The organism is Thermodesulforhabdus norvegica (assembly GCF_900114975.1).
Classification (GTDB): domain Bacteria; phylum Desulfobacterota; class Syntrophobacteria; order Syntrophobacterales; family Thermodesulforhabdaceae; genus Thermodesulforhabdus; species Thermodesulforhabdus norvegica.
Map to the genome: position 1 here is coordinate 39,451 of NZ_FOUU01000003.1, position 18,782 is coordinate 58,232.

The 18,782-nt window shown below is 49.5% G+C and carries 18 protein-coding genes; 14 read left to right on the forward strand and 4 right to left on the reverse strand.

What is annotated here, in order from left to right; translation table 11 throughout:
* Positions 1–198: 198 nt before the first annotated feature.
* Entirely contained in the window at positions 199–2,091 is a 1,893-nt protein-coding gene (gene aroF, locus BM091_RS06270; RefSeq protein WP_093394337.1) for a 3-deoxy-7-phosphoheptulonate synthase, read from the forward strand.
* On the opposite strand, the gene BM091_RS06275 is transcribed toward aroF, so the two are convergent.
* On the reverse strand, positions 2,088–4,016 hold the full coding sequence (locus BM091_RS06275; RefSeq protein ID WP_177193549.1) for a transglutaminase-like domain-containing protein: 1,929 nt from the start codon (positions 4,014–4,016) through the stop codon (positions 2,088–2,090). The two genes, aroF and BM091_RS06275, sit on opposite strands and share 4 nt — an antisense overlap.
* 50 nt (positions 4,017–4,066) lie before the next feature.
* Here BM091_RS06275 and BM091_RS06280 point away from each other — a divergent pair, with 50 nt between their 5' ends.
* Entirely contained in the window at positions 4,067–4,972 is a 906-nt protein-coding gene (locus tag BM091_RS06280) for a hypothetical protein (RefSeq protein ID WP_177193550.1), read from the forward strand.
* Here the strand turns inward: BM091_RS06280 and BM091_RS06285 are convergent.
* Both BM091_RS06285 and BM091_RS06290 read right to left on the reverse strand, forming a co-directional pair.
* Positions 4,921–5,658, reverse strand: a complete 738-nt coding sequence (locus BM091_RS06285; RefSeq protein WP_093394342.1) for a DUF72 domain-containing protein — start codon at positions 5,656–5,658, stop codon at positions 4,921–4,923. The genes BM091_RS06280 and BM091_RS06285 overlap by 52 nt on opposite strands.
* The gene (locus BM091_RS06290; protein WP_093394343.1) at positions 5,655–6,557 is read right to left on the reverse strand and encodes an ABC transporter substrate-binding protein; all 903 of its coding nucleotides are present in this window, start codon (positions 6,555–6,557) and stop codon (positions 5,655–5,657) included. The genes BM091_RS06285 and BM091_RS06290 overlap by 4 nt, the downstream gene beginning before the upstream one ends.
* Before the next feature lie 117 nt (positions 6,558–6,674).
* On the opposite strand from BM091_RS06290, the gene BM091_RS06295 reads away from it, so the two are divergent.
* A complete protein-coding gene (locus BM091_RS06295; protein ID WP_245735290.1) occupies positions 6,675–7,130 on the forward strand; it encodes an Hsp20/alpha crystallin family protein in 456 nt (151 codons plus the stop codon).
* 41 nt (positions 7,131–7,171) lie between these two features.
* Entirely contained in the window at positions 7,172–7,570 is a 399-nt protein-coding gene (locus BM091_RS06300) for an Hsp20/alpha crystallin family protein (protein ID WP_093394345.1), read from the forward strand.
* A gap of 57 nt (positions 7,571–7,627) precedes the next feature.
* On the opposite strand, the gene BM091_RS06305 is transcribed toward BM091_RS06300, so the two are convergent.
* A complete protein-coding gene (locus BM091_RS06305; RefSeq protein ID WP_177193551.1) occupies positions 7,628–7,951 on the reverse strand; it encodes a recombinase family protein in 324 nt (107 codons plus the stop codon).
* A 99-nt stretch (positions 7,952–8,050) separates the two neighbouring features.
* Between BM091_RS06305 and BM091_RS06310 the strand changes: the two genes are divergently transcribed.
* From BM091_RS06310 to BM091_RS06355, 10 genes are all read left to right on the forward strand, one after another.
* Entirely contained in the window at positions 8,051–9,211 is a 1,161-nt protein-coding gene (locus BM091_RS06310) for a radical SAM protein (protein ID WP_093394348.1), read from the forward strand.
* Positions 9,208–9,840: a MarC family protein gene (locus BM091_RS06315; protein WP_093394349.1), complete on the forward strand. Its 633-nt coding sequence runs from the start codon at positions 9,208–9,210 to the stop codon at positions 9,838–9,840. Before BM091_RS06310 ends, BM091_RS06315 begins: the two co-directional genes overlap by 4 nt.
* Positions 9,841–10,034: 194 nt before the next feature.
* Entirely contained in the window at positions 10,035–11,012 is a 978-nt protein-coding gene (locus BM091_RS06320) for a TAXI family TRAP transporter solute-binding subunit (protein WP_093394569.1), read from the forward strand.
* Positions 11,013–11,121: 109 nt separating this feature from the next.
* On the forward strand, positions 11,122–13,197 hold the full coding sequence (locus tag BM091_RS06325) for a TRAP transporter permease (protein WP_093394351.1): 2,076 nt from the start codon (positions 11,122–11,124) through the stop codon (positions 13,195–13,197).
* Positions 13,198–13,219: 22 nt separating this feature from the next.
* Positions 13,220–14,065 (forward strand): beta-keto acid cleavage family enzyme, encoded by an 846-nt coding sequence (locus tag BM091_RS06330; protein WP_093394352.1) that lies wholly within the window; start codon positions 13,220–13,222, stop codon positions 14,063–14,065.
* A 60-nt stretch (positions 14,066–14,125) separates the two neighbouring features.
* Positions 14,126–15,328 carry a glycosyltransferase family protein gene (locus BM091_RS06335; RefSeq protein WP_177193552.1) on the forward strand — a complete coding sequence of 401 codons (1,203 nt, stop codon included), beginning with the start codon at positions 14,126–14,128 and terminating at the stop codon, positions 15,326–15,328.
* A complete protein-coding gene (locus BM091_RS06340; RefSeq protein WP_093394355.1) occupies positions 15,291–16,568 on the forward strand; it encodes a glycosyltransferase in 1,278 nt (425 codons plus the stop codon). Before BM091_RS06335 ends, BM091_RS06340 begins: the two co-directional genes overlap by 38 nt.
* Complete coding sequence (locus BM091_RS06345; RefSeq protein WP_093394357.1) at positions 16,540–17,673, forward strand: glycosyltransferase family 4 protein; 1,134 nt, start codon at positions 16,540–16,542, stop codon at positions 17,671–17,673. The genes BM091_RS06340 and BM091_RS06345 overlap by 29 nt, the downstream gene beginning before the upstream one ends.
* A complete protein-coding gene (locus BM091_RS06350) occupies positions 17,663–18,190 on the forward strand; it encodes a hypothetical protein (RefSeq protein ID WP_093394359.1) in 528 nt (175 codons plus the stop codon). Before BM091_RS06345 ends, BM091_RS06350 begins: the two co-directional genes overlap by 11 nt.
* Entirely contained in the window at positions 18,171–18,782 is a 612-nt protein-coding gene (locus BM091_RS06355) for a class I SAM-dependent methyltransferase (RefSeq protein ID WP_093394360.1), read from the forward strand. The genes BM091_RS06350 and BM091_RS06355 overlap by 20 nt, the downstream gene beginning before the upstream one ends.

An 18,782-nucleotide genomic window follows, 5' to 3' on the forward strand; every position in this document is an offset into this window, starting at 1 on the left:
ATTTCCCGGAGAGATAGCCATGAAGAAAACCCGGTGGGATGGTTTCGCCAATTTCTTTTTCTTCTTTTTTATGAAGCCACCCGGGTAGTGCGCGTTTAAAAGCGGCCCCGGGTGGAGAAGGATCCCCCCGGGGTGGGACTATAAATCATAAACCCCGAGGAGCAATCCTCGGGGTTTTTTATTTAGGGGAGGTGCACAATGATTCTGGTCCTCAAAAAAAATGTGTCAGACGATGAGGTGTCGCAACTCAGAAAAACCTTGAGATCTCACGGCTACATGGTCAGAGAAATCCAGGGCGTGGACGAGACGGTTCTTGGTGTTGTGGGGCAGATCAGACATGATTCCCGCTATTTTGAGACCCTGCCGGGCGTGGCCAAGGTAATGCCCGTCAGCAAGCCCTATAAACTGGTCAGCAGGGATCTTCATCCGGAACCGTCACGGATTCGCATTCGGGACATCGTGGTGGGAGGGGACAGGCTCGTTGTCATAGCGGGGCCCTGCAGTGTTGAAAATCGGGAGCGTACACTGGAAATCGCAAGGATTGTAAAACAGCACGGCGCCACGCTTTTTCGAGGAGGAGCCTTTAAACCCCGCACATCCCCTTACTCGTTCCAGGGGCTCGGTGAAGAAGGGTTGAAAATTCTTGCAGAAGTCAGAGAAGAAACGGGTCTTGGCATCGTCACCGAAATTACTTCTCCTGCTCAGGCCGACCTGATGATGAAATATGTGGACGTAGTTCAGGTGGGGGCAAGAAATATGCAAAATTTTGAACTCTTAAGGTGCGTCGGCCGTATGGGAAAGCCCGTCCTTCTCAAGAGAGGTCTGGCTGCAACCATTGAGGAATGGCTCATGGCAGCCGAGTACATACTCTCCGAAGGAAACGAACAGGTGATTTTATGCGAACGGGGCATCAGAACCTTTGAAACCTACACCCGCAATACCCTGGATCTTACGGCTGTACCTGTGGTTAAAAAACTTACCCATCTTCCCGTGATTGTGGATCCCAGTCATGCCACGGGCATAAGGGACAAGGTTATCCCCATGGCACGGGCTGCCGTCGCGGCCGGAGCCGACGGCATAATGGTGGAGGTTCATACAGAACCCGACAAAGCCCTTTCAGACGGGCCTCAGAGCCTTTATCCCGAACAGTTTGAATCGCTCATGAGAGATCTCCATGTCATAGCCCCCGTGGTGGGTAAGCAACTCGATTTTGACTACATACCCAAGGCAAGGTATTTCAGTGTCTCCTATCCTGACCTACCCCCAAAGATCCTCCACGCCGGTGTGCCGGGATCTTTCAGTCATAAGGCTGCATTGCAGTACTTCGGCGAGGATGCTCCTATAGAACAGGTCCCGACTTTCCGTAATGTTTTTGAAAACGTGGCGAGCGGGAAGGCAAAATGGGGAATTGTGCCCCTGGAAAACTCCCTTACGGGCAGCATCCATGCAAACTACGACCTTCTCATGGAGTTCGATCTGTTTCTGGTCGGGGAGTTGACATTAAGGATAGTCCACAACCTTATCGGGCTGGACGGGGCAAAAATTGAAGATATCAAAACGGTCTATTCTCATCCTCAGGTTTTTGAACAATGCTCCGAATTTCTTTCCGGATATCCTCACTGGGATCTGGTCGCCTGCAAGGACTCGGCAACGGCCGTTTTGAGAGTCCAGGAGCGACAGGATCCTTCGGCGGCGGCGATAGCCAGCGAAGAGGCGGCAAGGCTATTCGGGATGACCATAATTAAGGCCGGAATTGAGACTCATCCTCTGAACTTCACCAGGTTTGGAGTGATTTCGGCGGAAAAGCTCGAAAATGGCCCAAAAGATAAATCGTCGATTATCTTTTCCGTGAGCAATCGGCCGGGGGCTCTCTATGAAGTGCTGAAAATTTTTGCCGAGCGACAGATAAACATGGTTAAGCTGGAATCCCGACCGGTTCACGGACGGCCCTGGGAATATCTCTTTTATGCCGATCTGGAGGTGGACCTCGAACTTGATGAGTACCGTTCGGTTATCGAAGCCTTAAGAGAAAGGACGGAATTTTTCCGTTACCTGGGGAGCTATCGACAGGGTGCCAGGATCGTGGCCTAGGGAAGCTCAATTTGAATCGCCTCATCTTTTTTCAGCACGATGCGGCGCAGGAGGAGATTTCGATCCGGGGGGTTCCTGCGAACGACGGAAAGGTCGTAGATTCCGGGAAAAAGCGTGAAGTTGTAGGAACAGGTATCCTTGTTCCACACGGGCCCGGCACCGCGGACGGGGAGGAATCTGCGGCCCGTCCATTTTGAAAGACAGAAGTCCCTCAGGTATCGTAAGGGGGGCGAGGAGCTACAGTATTTTTCGTTACCGGAAAATTTAACGGCCAATTCACCGAAGCGTAGAGGGCGTAGGGGATTTTTTTTATCATCAGGGTTGAAGGCATACCATGTTCCCTCATGATAAACGGCAACGGCTTCTGCATAATCGATGAAAACCGCAGGATGACCGGCGGACCGAAAAAGGGCGACGGCTGCAATTTTTTTGTCTCTCTCAGAGCATGCAAGCCCGGAAGTTAAGATTTGCCAGGGTGTCACGGCAGGAGGGAGAAGAGCGCACTTCTGGATTCGGATCCCTTCGAGAATGTTTCCTATCTCAATGGCCCTTTGAAAGAGAGTTTCGCCTTTATGATGAGGCAGTAAGGAGAAAATTTTCGGTAGCTTCCAGTCAACTGGCTCCACGAGTATTCTGGGGTTGAGCAGGAATAATTCGAAGATGTGCCCCGGAATCTTCGGATCTGCAATGTTTTTTACGTGGCGGAGGTACTCGATTAACCTGTGGGGGTTGGCGCTTACCAATTCTTTGGGCGGCGTAACAGAGATGAGTTTTTTGGTAAGCTCCTTTTCGTCTTTTTGAAGATTCTCCACTGCGGATAGTAGCTTAAAGACAGAAGGTCCGACGGACGCCAGCTTTTCGACCACGTCGGTGTCTTCCGGTTCTCCAATCCATCGGGAAATTACTCTTTTGAGCTTCTTCTGGTTATCCCTTTTAGGGCAGGTCGTGGGAGTCCGGGAGTTGATCCGGCTTTTGCGGTTACGGGTGGGGGAAATCGTACAAGAGAATGATTGAGATGAGGGATTATCGTTGGTGTTGAGATCTATAACGACCCGGGTATCAGAGTCGGCCTTTACGCACTTATAAATCGGTGGAAGTGGGGCAATTGCAGCAGAAATAACATAAGTTCCGGGAGACAAGGAAAATCTTACGGGTTTTCCAGTAGATGTGACCGAGGAAAAAAGGGGACGCAAACGCCCGCCGTTTACGACGTTAATGGTTACAATTACTTCATCATGCCCGGTTTTATTCCCTATTTCAGGGACTACGGAAATCTGCACCGTGGAACTGTAGCCGTCGGTAAGTTCGCATATCCGATCGTAGGGACCTGCTCTGTAAACCCTGCAGGAATTGTCCTGCAAAGAGTGCGTAAATATAACGGGAGCCGAAGGTATGTATGGAGAGAACCAGGCGGAATCGAACTGCCCTGAGCACGAGGACGGATCGATGTAATGCCATTTCCCGTCATCCAGATATACTTCAATCCAGCTATGATTGCCGTCTGTGTGACTCCACGCAGGCACCCAGACATGCCTTGCGGGTATGGCCACACTTCGCAGACCGGCTATAACGGCAATGTTTATCTCTTCGCACCTTCCCCGGCCCCGCCTGATCAGTGAAAGCGGATCGAGATCCCGGGGATCGGAGGGCTCATAGTTCACTCTGTTGTAAAACCAATTCAAAACGTTTAAGGCGGCATCCATCATGCTTTTCTCGTTGATCACCTCGTGGGAAAGCCGGGCGAAAAAGTAGGGTCTCCAGTTTACAACCGGTTCCTGAGAAATACGGTGGGGTAAAACGTAATTCATAAAGAGGTCTTCGGGGATTGAACGACCCCAGGGCATCAAATTTCTCGCCTTAACGGAGTATCTTATGTTTTCTATAATAATTTCTTCCGGTACCAGAGCCTTTTCCGTTGAGGACATATGTTCGCTCAGAAAGCGGGCACATCTGGCTGCGAAGGGATCGTTGGAAAATGCTTCTGATAGGTTACAAAGACCGCTGCCGGCAAGGAACTGAAAAATTAAGAGAAAGGCTGAAATTATATGCTTCATGGGCATTCCTTTTTCTCGTCTTTATGGTCAACTCTCTGGCCCATCAATCGGTTTCCAGAGTTTACGAAAATCTCATCAAAGCGGCAGGAAGGCAAGTTGTAGAATCTTCTATTACGGCATTGTTCATACTGTCGGGACTGTTTTTTCTGTCTCTGGCTTTGTTAAAGGTCCTTCGGACGGGAAATTCTCACTTTGTGAGGAGTATTATAGTCGGATGGTTTTATGCCATGGGGCTTTTCGCCCTCTGCGGCTGTTTTCTGATATGTGCAAGAATAGAATATATTCACTTTTTCCAGTACGGCCTGCTGGCCTTTCTGGCTGCGTTTTTATCTTCTTCAATCCACGGTGTGCTGTGGGGCATGACCCTGCTGGGCATACTGGATGAGGTTTACAATTACGCATTTTATCCCTTCTATACCAGCTATTTGGATTTTAACGATTTTTTACTGAACTTTGCCGGTGTTATGATGGGTATCCTGATGTATTGTTCGCTTTTTCCCGGAAAAGGTTATTATCGGGAGGATTTTTCCACGAGGATGTACGGTGTTATGTTCTTCATTGCTTCAATTATCTTCCTGGGCCTTGCTTCCAATCGCATCATCATGGACGTGAAGATAGAGTCCAAGCCGGTAACGGTCTTCGTTAACGGGGCTTTTGTATTCGCCTACAATAGTCCGTCTTCTTTCTGGATTCCCTTGAAAGGTGGCGGTTTTTTTCACATACTGCATCCCGTCGAGGGTCTTATCCTGCTGGTACTTGTGGTGACCGTGGCCGATCAGATTTGTTGCAGGATTTCGAGAAGTTGCAAGGCATTTTTGACGGCATAGCCGTTGAAATCGTTGTTGAAATACACAAAGCTCGGCACATTCCATGCCCGAATTTTGCCCGCCCAGGCTTCCAGATCCTTCAGGCTGTATTCGGAAGCATATAGTCTTTTGGGGCCGTGGAGGCGAAGGTAGGCAAAGTTCGATGTTATCGTTTCGAGATACGGAAATCGTCCCCCTGAATGGGAGATGCAGAGGGCGATCCGGTGAGATTTGAGCTCTTCAAGCACGGCGTCTTCAAACCACGTATTGTTGCGGGGCTCTATGACGGCGAGGGGGATTCGGGATATAAGTTCAAGGAAAGTTCGGTGTTTTTCGGGTGTATATTTTAAGCCCGGCGGTAGCTGAAAAAGAATTGGGCCAAGTTTTTCTCTGAGAGGACTGAGGGAGTTGAGAAATTCCTTGCAGAGAGAGGCCGCATTTTCAAGGCGAAGATGATGCGTGATTTTTCTTGGCGCTTTCACGGACCACAGGAATCCCTCAGGGGTGCGGTCGTACCAGCCCGCAAAGGTCTTCTCAGGCAGAGTCCTGTAAAAGGTTGCGTTCACTTCCACGGTATTAAAGTGGGTTGCGTAAAACTCAAGCCATTTTCTCGAAGAAAGCCCTTTCGGGTAAAAAACTTCTTTCCAGTGTCGGTAATTCCAGCCGGAAGTCCCGACTCGTACACAGGGCTTTTCGCTGGAAATCATTTTACGCTTTCCCTTGCGCCGTATATCCGTTCCACGAGGAAACCAACGGCTTCTACACAGCTGGGGCCGGGGCGTGAAAAAAGGTATTCGTCCACGATCAATACTCTGTTTTCTCTTACGGCCTTCAGCCTCTGGATATGGGGACGGCTACGTGGATCCGAAGGATTTGGATTCATGGGTCCCTTCTGAATGATGTAGTAGTCAGGATCTTCGGACAAAAGGGTTTCCACGCTGAATTGTATGAACTTCCTGGGCGTTTTAACTATATTTTCTAGCCCTGCTGCCTGCAGTATCTGGTTAACTATGGAGTCAGTTCCTGCGGCGGTGAGCGGTTGTTCCCTGACCTCAAAAAAAGCCGTATATTTTCTGCCGCTTTTTTGTACGATTTCCCCGAAAGTCCTGAGTTTTGTTCTCATCTCTTCGACTTTCATTCTCGCTTCGTGCTCGTGACCGGTGGCTATTCCAAGACGGATCATTGTGGAGAAGATGGATTCGAAATCGGTGGGATTAAAAGCCGCTACGGGAATTCCCAGCTTTTCCAGATGAAGGATTTCGGAGATTCGACCTTTTTGGGAAGTGGTGAGCACCACCAGATCCGGCTTTGCCGAGACTATGAGCTCCAGGTTCGGTTTCATGTGGGTTCCAACCGATGGGAGATGTCTTGCTCCGGGAATGACCGAATCCGCCCTGGTCCTTGCAACGATTGAATCTCCTGCTCCGATGGCCATGAGCATCTCCAGAAAAGCCCCGTAGAGAGGCACGACTCGTCTCGCGGGCGATGAGAGGCTCAGGGTGGTTCCCGTGTCGTCAGTAAAAACAACGGCACTCCGGGATGATGGCGTACCGGGCGTAAGCATTATGCCGATGGTAAGAAGTATTACTATTCTAAAAGTTTTCATGACTCCACTCGAAGAGCAAATGCCGTAGAGATGCGTTGACAGCCTTCAGGGGCATGCTTAATTTTCAGCCGGAAATGGATATCGCAAGTAAAATCAACAGGAAAGGAGGGATGTACAATGGCAACAATGAGGTGGTCCGATCGTCCGTCGCTTTTTAAGCCCCTGGAGGAACTCGAAAGGCTCAGGAAAGAAATGGATCGTCTTTTCGAAACAGTCATGGGCCGTAGAGCCTGGCCGATTTCAGGGAGGGTATTCCCCCCCGTAAACATAACCGAAGATAAGGACGCTTATTATATACGGGCAGAGCTTCCCGGAGTCAAGGCCGATGACATAGAGCTCTCCGTGGAGAAGGATACGGTTATTTTGGGCGGTGAGAGAAAAGCTGAAGAGATTCAGGATGTGACCTATCACAGAAGGGAAAGAGAGATGGGTAAATTCAGGAGAGCCATAAGGCTGCCCGGTGCCTTCGATCCTGACAAAGTGGAAGCCAGGTTCAAGAACGGGATCCTGACGATAACGCTTCCGAAGTCGGAAGAGGCCAAACCTCGTCAGATTACCGTAAAGGCGGAATAGAATGTCCGAGAGGGAAAGCCGAATGAAAGGAGGTGTTGGCCATGACGAGCAGGGAAATGCAGGTTAGGGAGAAACAGGAAGTGAAGGGTCAGGCCGAAAGCACCAGGGATGTTCCCGTTTACATACCCAATGTGGATATCTACGAAACCAGCGATGCTCTGATTGTGCTGGCCGACATGCCGGGAGTTGCACCTGAAAACGTGGACATAGACGTCAGAGACGACACTCTTACGATACGTGGTACCGTTGACATGCCCGGTAAGGATGAAAATCCCGTTCTTGTGGAGTACGAAGTGGGCGATTATTACAGACAGTTCACTCTTGGCAGGGCTATAGATCAGTCCAGGATCGAGGCCTCGATGAAGGACGGTGTTCTTAAACTGGTGCTCCCCAAGGTCGACGTGGCAAAGCCGAGGAAGATAGAGGTAAAAGCTGGTTAATAACCTGAGAAAAAGAGGATCCTCGATTCCTCCGATAAGAGAGAAATCGAGGATCCTTTATTCATTTGCGATGAGTAATTCAATCCCCTCCGCATCCAGCTCGAAAAGAATACCTTCCAGTTCTTCACGGGTGGCCGCAAGCCGGTCAAGGCTGTACACAACCAGACGCTTTACTCTATGTCTTTCTATGTCCCAGAAGAGTTCTCTTCTGTTTGTGTAAAACTGTACATTTTCATCGGGGGATATTTTCCATCGCTCCTTCATGCATTTCTGAAGATATGCTTTCTGCTCTGCCAGAGGTCGCTCAAAGCTGTTTCCGTCTTCAGGTTTGAGCTCTGATTTCCAGACCATCAGGTAAACGGCTGTGATCTTATCGTCCATAATTTTGCCTCCTTCGTCAGTTTGCATTTCCAGAGAGAACATTTATATTGAACATTCGGAAAGTAACATCAAGTTAATTCTGTTTTCCGGAGAGCGGAGATGACGGTACTGACGCGAGGTCTTTCCTTTGAACAGGGTCCAATAAGACCGCCCAGTGAGGCATCCAGTCTTCTGTTGCGTTTTACCCGTAATTGCCCCTGGAACAAGTGCACTTTCTGTCCCGTTTATAAGGGTACACCCTTTGAGCGCAGAAGCCTCAGGGAGATAAAGAAGGACATAGATGCAGTTGCGCAGATTATCGATGAAATAAAGGCTCTTTCCTGGTCTCTGGGTGAGGGTGGTGAGGTAACAGAGCCCGTTGTAAGGGCTATAATGACCAGCAATACCGCGGGTCACTGCCACCGGCACGTTGCCGCCTGGCTTTACTGGGGAACGGGACATGTGTTCATTCAGGATGCCAATAGCCTGATAATGAAGACCGATGATCTGGCCGAAGCATTGAGGTATCTTAAAGAAAGAATCAGAGGGATAACGCGAATTACTTCCTACGCAAGAAGCAGTACGCTTTCCCGAAAGAGCCTTGAGGAGCTTAAGATCCTCAAAGAGGCCGGGCTCAGTCGAATTCATGTGGGAATGGAAAGCGGTAGTGATAAAGTCCTTGCCTTTGTGAAGAAAGGCGCCACTGCAAAACAGCACGTCGATGCGGGGTTGAAAGTTATTGAAGCGGGTATGACTCTTTCTGAATACATAATGCCAGGGCTGGGCGGAAAAGAGATGACTTTTGAACATGCCGTTGAAACCGCAAGGGTCCTGAACGAAATAAATCCTCACTTTATAAGGCTCAGGAGTCTGAGGATTCCTCCCGTTGTACCTCTTTACGAAGATGTGCAAAAAGGCCGCTTTACTCCTCTGCATGATGACGAGGTGGTTCGTGAAATTCGCATAATGATAGAAAGACTTGAAGGGGTCACATCAACTCTCACCTCCGACCATATAATGAATCTCCTGGAAGAGGTTCAAGGTACCTTCCCGGAAGATAAGCCGAAAATGCTTGCTGTTATTGATGAGTATCTGGAGCTGCCGGAACATGATAAGCTTCTTTTCCGGCTGGGTAGGAGAGGCGGTACGCTGAGGAGCATTCGCCAGATTTACGACCCTGATGTAAGATCTCGCCTTGAAGTGGCACTGAAAGAGCTAACCACCGAAACGGGCTTCGATGTTGAGACGCTGATAAAGGAGCTTGCAGACAGATACATATGATGGACTTCAGAGAATCGCTTACCTACTTTTTTACCACTTTTATATCCCTTTTTATCATCATGGATCCCATAGGGAATCTGCCGTTTTTTCTGATGTTTACGGAAAATTACTCCCGGGAAGATCAGATAAAAACCGCCGTGACGGCATCCCTTTCGGCAGGTATTATTCTTCTGGTTTTCATCATAGGCGGTGACGCCGTGTTGAACTTCTTCCATGTGTCCATTCCCGCCTTTCAGATAGCCGGTGGGTTCATTTTTTTTCTATATGCCTTGCAGATGTTGCACATTCTGCCGAGTAGCATAAAAACGAGCTCCAAGGAAGAAGAGGACAGTCTTGGTAAAACCCATGTGGCTCTTGTGCCCATCGGTACCCCGCTTCTGGCAGGCCCCGGTGCAATCACTGCGGTTCTCGTGTGGCGTCATTCCTATGGCGATGCAATTTACGGCTGGTTACTGGTTCTGGCCGTTTTGCTCGTCTGCGTCATCACGACGGTTACCTTCGTGTTCGGAAATGTCCTGAGAAAGCTGTTGGGATTGAGCGGTATAGGCGTTATATCAAGGATAATGGGATTACTCCTTGCCGTGCTGGCAGTTCAATTTATGGTAAACGGATTTCTGGCCTTGCAATAGTTCCCTTATAAGCCTCTTTTAAAGCGTTTTGCTCCTTTTACCCGGCGTCTGCTAAAGGGGGTTTGACCTTGATGAATGATTTCTGCTATGAAAGAAACATACTTTGCGTTTTGTGGAAGTTACCCTGTGGTTTCAGGGTTTTTTCGGAAAGTGTTGGTCTGGAAGGTGGTTTGCTAAAAAAGGAGGGTTTCAAAATGAAAGGATTTACGAGGTTTGGAGTGGCTGTTTTTGCGTTTTTGTTTGCTTTGGCCTGTTCCGTGCCGGTTATTGCCGGTAAGGTAACCTTTATAACCATAGGAACAGGTGGGGTAACCGGTGTTTATTATCCTGCGGGTGGCGCGATCAGCAAGATGATAAATGCCAAAAAAGATGTTTATAACATCAGAGCTACGGTGGAATCCACGGCTGGATCGGTTTTCAACATCAACGCGGTTATGGCGGGAGATCTGGAATTCGGTATTGTCCAGTCCGATCGTCAGTATCAGGCATACCACGGTCTTGCCGAATGGGAAGGGAAACCTCAGAAGGACCTGAGAGCCGTTTTTGCCCTGCACCCGGAAGCGGTCACCCTTGTTGCAGCGGCCGATGCCGGTATCAAGACCTTTGCAGACCTCAAGGGTAAGAGAGTAAACATCGGGAATCCCGGCTCCGGCCAGCGCCAGAATTCAATCGACGCTCTGACGATAAACGGCATAGACTGGCAGAAGGACATCATTGCCGAAGGGCTCAAGGCTGCGGAGGCTCCGGGAATGCTTCAGGATGGCCGAATTGATGCCTTCTTTTATACGGTGGGACATCCTTCCGGTGCGATTAAAGAAGCTACGGCAGGTGCCAGGAAAGTTCTCTTCATAGCCATTCCAAATGTGGACAAGCTCTGCGAAAAGTATCCCTACTATGCTCCGGCTTTCATTCCCATCAAGCATTATCCCGATGCTCTCAATAAGGAAGATGTTCCTACCTTTGGCGTTAAGGCGACCTTCGTTACGAGGGCAGACATGCCTGAAGATGTTGTTTATGCCGTTACCAAGGAGATCTTTGAAAATCTAGATAAGTTTAAGAAGCTTCACCCGGCTCTTGAAGTTCTTACAAAGGAGAATATGTTGCAGGGTCTGAGTGCTCCGCTTCATCCCGGTGCAATCAAATATTACAAAGAGGCGGGGTTGATGAAGTAGATTCCCGATATTTAGAGGAATAAAAGGGGAGACGGAAGGGGACTTCCGTCTCCTTTCCGTGTAAAGATCCTGAAATTCGGTACAGGAAATTCTCTTTGAGGTGGAGCAAATGGTACGGGCATGGGCACGACCGGATGTGGAAACGACCGAGGGAATAGAAAAAGCCAGGGCTATTGCATCTGAAGAGAGTGGTCGGTTTCGTACTCCCACGGGTATGTCCGGATACATCGTTCCGGTGCTGGCCGTAGGATGGTGTCTTTTCCAGCTATCGATTTCCAGCTGGCTTTTGCTTGAAAGCACTTATATTCGGTCAATTCATCTTGCTTTTGCGATGGCCATTACCTTTTTCGGTTATCCGGCCTTTCGGAAGACCTTTAACAAGGGGTTTATGAAGTTCATATCTCCGCCGGATAGGATACCGCTGATTGACTGGATTATGGCCTTTGTTGCGGCTGCTGCGGCCCTTTACATTGCAGTGGATTATGAAGGCGTTTCCATGCGCATGGGAATGCCGAATCAGAGGGATATTATTTTTGGCGTTCTTCTGGTCGTCACGCTTCTTGAGGCTACCAGGAGAACGGTTGGTCCCGCACTTGTTGTTGTTGCTGTTGCTTTTACGGCTTATTGCTTCCTGGGTCCTTACATGCCGGGGGTGCTGGCTTTCAAGGGAACGTCCCTTTCTCGCTACATAACCCAGATTAGTCTTTCTACCGAGGGAATATACGGAATACCTCTGAGCGTTTCCGCCAGAATAGTTTTTTATTTTGTTTTCTTCGGCGCCATGCTCGAAAGGGCCGGCGCGGGAAGGTATTTTATTGAGCTTGCCATGAGCCTTCTGGGCGGGTTCAAAGGAGGTCCGGCCAAGGCTGCCATTGTAGGGAGCGCTCTTACCGGAATGGTTTCGGGATCAAGTGTTGCTAACATAGTGACCACGGGAACCTTCACAATCCCGCTCATGAAAAGCGTTGGATATCCGCCCAAAAAGGCTGCCGCCATAGAGGTTGCGGCGAGTACGGACGGTCAGCTTGCACCTCCAATCATGGGGGCCGCAGCCTTCATCATTGCCGAATACCTCAGCGTGGCCTACATTGACGTCATTAAGGCTGCTGCCATACCGGCCTTTGCCTCCTATGCGGCGCTTTTCTGGATTGTTCATATTGAGGCCTCAAAGCTGGGATTAAAGGGGCTTCCCAGGGAGCAGCTCCCCAGATTCTGGGAAACTTTAAAAAGTGGAATACATTTTCTTTTGCCTTTAACCGTTCTGGTCTATGAACTGGTGATACCCAGACACACTCCTGAACTGGCGGCTTTCCGTGCCATAATCGTTCTGGTTGCTATTATTATCATAAGAGCGATTGTCATTGCTCTCAGAGAAGGCGAGTCCGTAAAGTATCATCTGATCCATGCCGGCCGCCTGCTGGTTGAAAGTATGGTGGCCGGAAGCAAAAATATGGTTACCGTTGCCATTGCCACATCTGCGGCGGGGATAATTGTAGGTGTCGTGACCATGGGACTCGGGGGCCTCATCACCGAGCTTGTTGCGGCCCTTTCCAGAGGAAATATCCTTCTTATGCTGATAATTACCGCCGTTGCCTCGCTGATCCTGGGTATGGGGCTTCCGACAACTGCTACCTACATAGTTATGGCTTCTCTGACCGCCCCTGCCATCGTCCATGTGGGAGCCATGAACGGCTTTGAGGTTCCGCTGATGGCTGCTCATCTTTTCTGCTTCTTTTTCGGCATTCTTGCAGATGATACCCCGCCTGTGGGGCTTGCGGCTTACGCCGCCTCGGCTATAGCCAATTCGGAACCCATCCCTACGGGGTTGCAGGGGTTTACCTATGATCTGCGCACGGCAATTCTGCCTTTTATGTTTATTTTTAACCACGACCTGATCCTGCATAATGTAAACAGCATTCCGCAGGCTCTTTTGATCTTTGCCACGGCCTGTATCGGAAATTTCGCCTTTGCATCGGCCACTCAGGGGTGGTTTGTTACCAGGAACAAATTCTACGAGGTGCCCCTCCTTCTTGCGGTGACTCTTATAATGATGAGGCCTGATCTGATAGCTTCCTGGGTGGGCGTTCCCTACGAGCAGAGATACTTTATGTACATACCCGGTATCGTATTATGGATTCTTGTGATGATCATGCAGAAATTAAGAGCCCGACGGACGAATTCGTAGAAAGAGCAGGGGGACATCGATTATGGAAAAATTGATAATAACCGTCGCCCTTACGGGTAACGTTCCGACCAAAGAAATGAATCCAAACCTTCCGGTTACGCCCGAAGAAATAGCTCAGGACGTAAGGCGATGTGCCGATGCCGGAGCGGTACTGTTTCACGTCCATGCCCGCGATGAACAGGGGAGACCCACACTGGACGTGAATGTTTTTAAAAGGATCGTCAGGGCCATAAAGGAAGTTGCCCCCGACGTAATCATTCAGCTTTCCACAGGGGGTAGGGCAGGTAGAGACTGGGATGCCCGTGTTGCCCCGGTGAGGCTTCTCCCCGAGATGGCTTCTTTTACGACGGGTTCCAATAACCTCCCCGGCATAGTTTACGAAAATCCGCCTCAGTTTCTGGAATATCTCGCAAAGGTCTTCAACGAAACGGGTGTTAAACCCGAAATAGAAGTTTTTGAAGCCGGAATGATCAACAATGCTCTCTTTTTGAGCAAGAAAGGGTGGATTCATCCGCCCTTTCATTTCGATTTCGTGCTTGGAGCGCCGGGGGCTCTACCTGGCTCGGTCAAGATTTTACAGTTTCTGGTCGATCTAATTCCCGCCGGTTCCACATGGTCTGTTGCCGGAATAGGAAGGGCGGAAATTCCTCTGGCAACTGCGGCCATTGTTATGGGAGGCCACGTTCGTGTGGGCCTTGAGGACAATCTCTACATGCCCGACGGGAGCCTTGCCAGCAATCCCGGTCTTGTGGAAAAGGTCGTTCGAATCGCCAGAGAGGTTGGCCGCGATATAGCCACTCCCGACGAAGCACGTGCCATTCTGTCCTTGCCGCCAGAAAGAAAAAATCGCATACTGGAGATGCTGTGAACCGGTAAACCTGTTCTCGGGAATACACAATTGACACTGTCACTACCTCTAAAAATTTTGATGTATTCCCATGATACCTATGGGCTCGGGCACATCAGGAGAACCCTGGCCATAGCAAAAAACATACGAAGCCTTCCGGCCAATATTTTGATACTTACGGGTTCTCCCCTTGTCGGAAGGTTTACCATCCCGAGAAATGTCGATTTTGTAAGAATTCCCGGCATGATCAAGGTAACCAACGAGGAGTATTTGCCTCTATCAATGAAGCTGGAGGCCACTCAGGTTCTTTCGATACGGGAATCAATAATTCTTGCAACGGTAAAGTCCTTTCGTCCCGATGTGCTCGTCGTGGATAAGGCTCCTCTGGGCCTGAAAAAAGAAGTCGTACCTGCCCTGGAGTGGATAAGAGAGGAACTCCCTTCCTGCCGAACCGTTCTGGGGCTCCGGGATGTCATGGACAGTGCAGAGGAGACGCGGCGGGATTGGGAAGAGAAAAACGTTTACGTGGTGATGGACTCGCTTTACGACGAAATCTGGGTCTATGGGGTCCAGGGGTTTTACGACCCCGTAAAAGAGTATCTAATCCCGGAGTCCGTCTCCCGTAAAGTTTACTTTACCGGTTACATTCCCAGGTACGTTCCTACAAGGCAGGAGCTGGAAAAGGTCCGTAGAGACATCGGACTGCCTCAGGATAGACCCACGGTTCTCGTTACCGTCGGGGGTGGGGGCGATGGCTACCCAATCCTTGATACCTTCCTGAGAGCTTTTGAAACGGAGTCTTCCGAGTTGTCCTTTTACGGACTGCTGGTGACCGGGCCTTTTTTGAGTTCCTCCAGATTTCAGGAGGTCAGAAGCCGGGCGGCCAGCCTGGGCTGGCGCGCCATCAGATTTCACAAGTTTATGGAGGCCGTTATAGGCAACTCCGATGTGGTGGTGAGTATGGGGGGGTATAACACGATCTGTGAGATTTTTTCCCAGTGCAAGCCCTGCCTCGTCGTTCCCCGAACGGTGCCCAGAGAAGAGCAACTCATAAGGGCAGAGATACTGCATCGCCACGGATTTTGTGATTACATTAAGCCAGGTTTTCTTACCCCTGAAATTTTAAGAGAAAAGATTTTAAAATTGCTTTCGGATCGATCAAGTCTTTCCGAGAGGATGAAGGGATTTCCTTTCACGGCTTTTGATGTAATACGGCAAAGGCTGATTGTACTGAAGGAGAAAGGCGGTGAGCAGATCTCGGGGCCTTCTCGGAATGGTCCTTAAGGGATATCCCAGGATTTCGGAAACCTTCATAAGCAACGAGATATATCTGCTCGAGAGGCTGGGAATTCCTCTGGAGATATATTCTCTTAGAAGGCCCAGGGAGAATTTCACCCATGGTCTGGTAACTGAAATCCTGGCTCCCGTTACATACGTTCCGGAATACGTGAAACTCTGGTGGCGGACGCTTTTTAGAACAAACGGAAGATTTTTTTTGAAACATCCCGTACGCTATTCGGCAATATGTCTTCAGGCTGTTATAAGAGCCATGGAAAGAGGAACGACGGCGACCCTGAGGCATTTTCTTCAGGCCGGACATCTTGCGTCCTTAAAGGTTTCGGACAGGCCGGTGGTACATCTCCATGCTCACTTTTGCCACACCCCGACTTCGGTAACGCTCTTTCTTTCTCAACTCACGGGAGTGCCCTTCAGCTTTACCGCTCACGCAAAAGATATCTATACCTCCGAGCCTTCACAGCTAAGGCGCAAAATCAGGAAGGCTCGCTTTGTGGTTACCTGCACAGAGTATAACGCAAGGTATCTCAAAAGTGTTGCGGGAAACATCAATACCCCCATTTACACAATCTATCACGGTATAAACCTATCCTATTTTGCCTATGGTCACAATCCTCCTGAAGGTGAGCCCTACAGGATTCTGTCGGTGGGAAGGCTCGTGGAGAAAAAAGGCTATGACGATGTGTTAAAGGCTTTGGCAATGCTTAGGAGAAGCCCTTCGAGGGGTAAGCCTTTCAATTTTGAATTCATTCACATAGGGGATGGTGATGACGGCGAAAAAATCAAAAAAATGGCGGCCGAGCTCGATCTGAAGGATGTCGTAAAGTTTTTGGGCACGCTGCCTCACGAGAAGGTAATCCCCTTTTACAGAACTTCCCACGTTTTCGTCCTGGGGTGCAAAAGGGCTCTAAACGGTGATCAGGACGGCCTGCCCAATGTTATTCTTGAAGCCATGGCCGTCGGGATACCCGTTGTAGCGACGAATTTTTCGGCCATTCCCGAAGCGGTTATACACGGGGAAACAGGGATTCTGGTTGAACCGGGACGTCCCGAAGCTATTGCCAGGGCTATTGAGGAAGTATTTGAACGCTATGACTCAAGCCGTAAGCGAGCGGAAAAAGCCCGCAGGATCGTGGAAGAAAAGTTCGACCAGCGGATCTGGATTGAAAAACTCCACGCACTGTTAAGGCAGGCTGTTAATGAAGGTATGCTGTTACTTTCCAAATAAGCCCTTTCGTTACGGATCTCCTTCGGGTGACCGTACGATCTCAGAGCATCTCGTAGATGCACTGGTAAAAAAAGGGCATTCCTGGGTGGAAGCATCGTCTTTCCGCTCCAGACTTTTTTGGCTCTATCCCGACAGGATTTTGACTTTACCCCTTGAGACGGTGGCGGCAATACGCAGATTCCTGGAACTCAGGCCCGATGTATGGCTGACTTATCATTCCTACTACAAGTCGCCCGATCTTTTCGGATGGTGGATCGGGAAGCTTAAGAAGCCGGATCCGGCGAAATATGTCATATTTCAGGGTATGTACAGTACGGGCCCGAAGAAAAAAGCCAGATTCAAGGCAGGCTACCTCATCAACTCTCTGGCTTTGATGTGCGCCGATCTCGTCTTTTCAAATAACCTTATGGACTTGCCGGGACTGAAAAGAATCGTTCCCGGGAGTAAACTTATTTATCTGCCTCCCGGAATTTTCCCCGAGGAATTTGCCTTTAGTGAACAGGCAAGATCGGAAGTCAGATTGCGGTACGGCATAAAGGACGGAGATAGGGTTGTCCTCAGCGTTTGCAGGTTCCGTCCGGGAGTCAAATACGAAAGCATGAAGTTCCTTTTCGCTTCTCTCAGGTTTGTCAGGACCCCCTTTAAGCTACTTCTGATCGGGACAGGTCCGATGTACGGGCACGTAGAAAGACTTGCCGGGAACCTTGAAAAGGTCAACGAGAAGTCCTATGTGATCTTGCTCGGTCAAATTGCCCGGAGTGAACTCTGGAGGTATTATTCTGCTGCGGACCTCTTTGCCTTTCCCGGGATAGGCGAGTCTCTCGGCATGGTTTACCTGGAAGCACAGGCCTGTGGGTTGCCCGTTATAGCCCTTAAGGGGCCCGGAGTGGCACAGGTGATCAGAGACGGGGAGACCGGATTCCTTGTGAACGGACGGGATCCGGAAAAGTACGCAAGGGTTATTGAAAGCCTGCTGGAGGACGAAAATCTGAGAAAACTCATGGGAGAGAGTGCAAGAGAATTCGTGGCACGGGAACGAAACGCGCATAAGCATTACGCCAGATTTGTTGATATTCTGGAAGGACTGGTGGAAAATGACTCATGAGGTGAACACTTCTGAAAGCTATATATTAAGGGAAATAAGCAGGGCAGGAGGATTTTACGGTATCTTTGGAAAGGAACTCATAAAAGCCGTTCAGCCCTGCATGGATAGAGCCCTCAGGTGTGTTGAACGGAGTCGCAGGATAATGCAGGAACTCGGGCTTGATGAGATATGTCGCAAGTGTGACGAAGAGGAAGGAGGCAGTTGTTGCGGTAAAGGGATAGAAAATTACTACGGTATGTCACTTTTGCTGGCAAACCTTATGGCCGCCGTGGAACTGCCGAAAAAGAGATATGATCCCGGAGGATGCTTCTTCCTCGTACCCGGTGGATGCAGCCTGGTCTTTAGACATACCATCTGTGTAAACTATCTATGCAGAAAGATTTACGATGAACTTGGTAGCGATTCTATCGTTAAACTCCAGGAAATTTCCGGACACGAGATAAATGCGGTCTTTGAGCTGAACGAGCGTATTCTGGCCTTTTTGAGATTTCGTAACCATGGATCGGCTGACCTGTAAAACCCTTCAGAGGCTGGCGGAGTTTCTCGATGCCAGAAAGGTAGGCCATGTCGGCAATTCAGGATATCGCAAGACCAGCGACATGGCCGTACTTCTGAAGATCCTGGAGCGGCTTATTGATAAGGGCATAGTGGTTCCGAAAAAAACCGTTTTTCTGGATATGGGTAGTGGGGACGGAAGGGTAAATATCTTCATGGCTTACGTTTGCAGATGGTCTCTGGGATTTGAAATAGAAGATTTCATATACGATGAATATCTTGACTTAAAAGGTGAAATTGCGTCGTTTTTAAAAATGAAAGGCCTGAAACCTCTTCCCGACACTCTGAAGGTGTGGTGTGGGGACTCTCTGGATGAAAGGTCTCATAGAAAGATGTCAGAAGAAACCGGAGTTACTCTGGCGGATGTGGACATCTTTTATACCTACATAACCATGCACGACCTTTTCGCAGATTTCCTTCGTGAAAAGGCGAGAAGTGGAGCCTACTATATGGTTTACGGTTTCAACGGTATTTTGCCCCGATACAGGGGGTTTGAACTGGTGGATCCCGACGTGGCCGGCCAGAAGATCGTGACCCTTTACAGGAAACTCTGA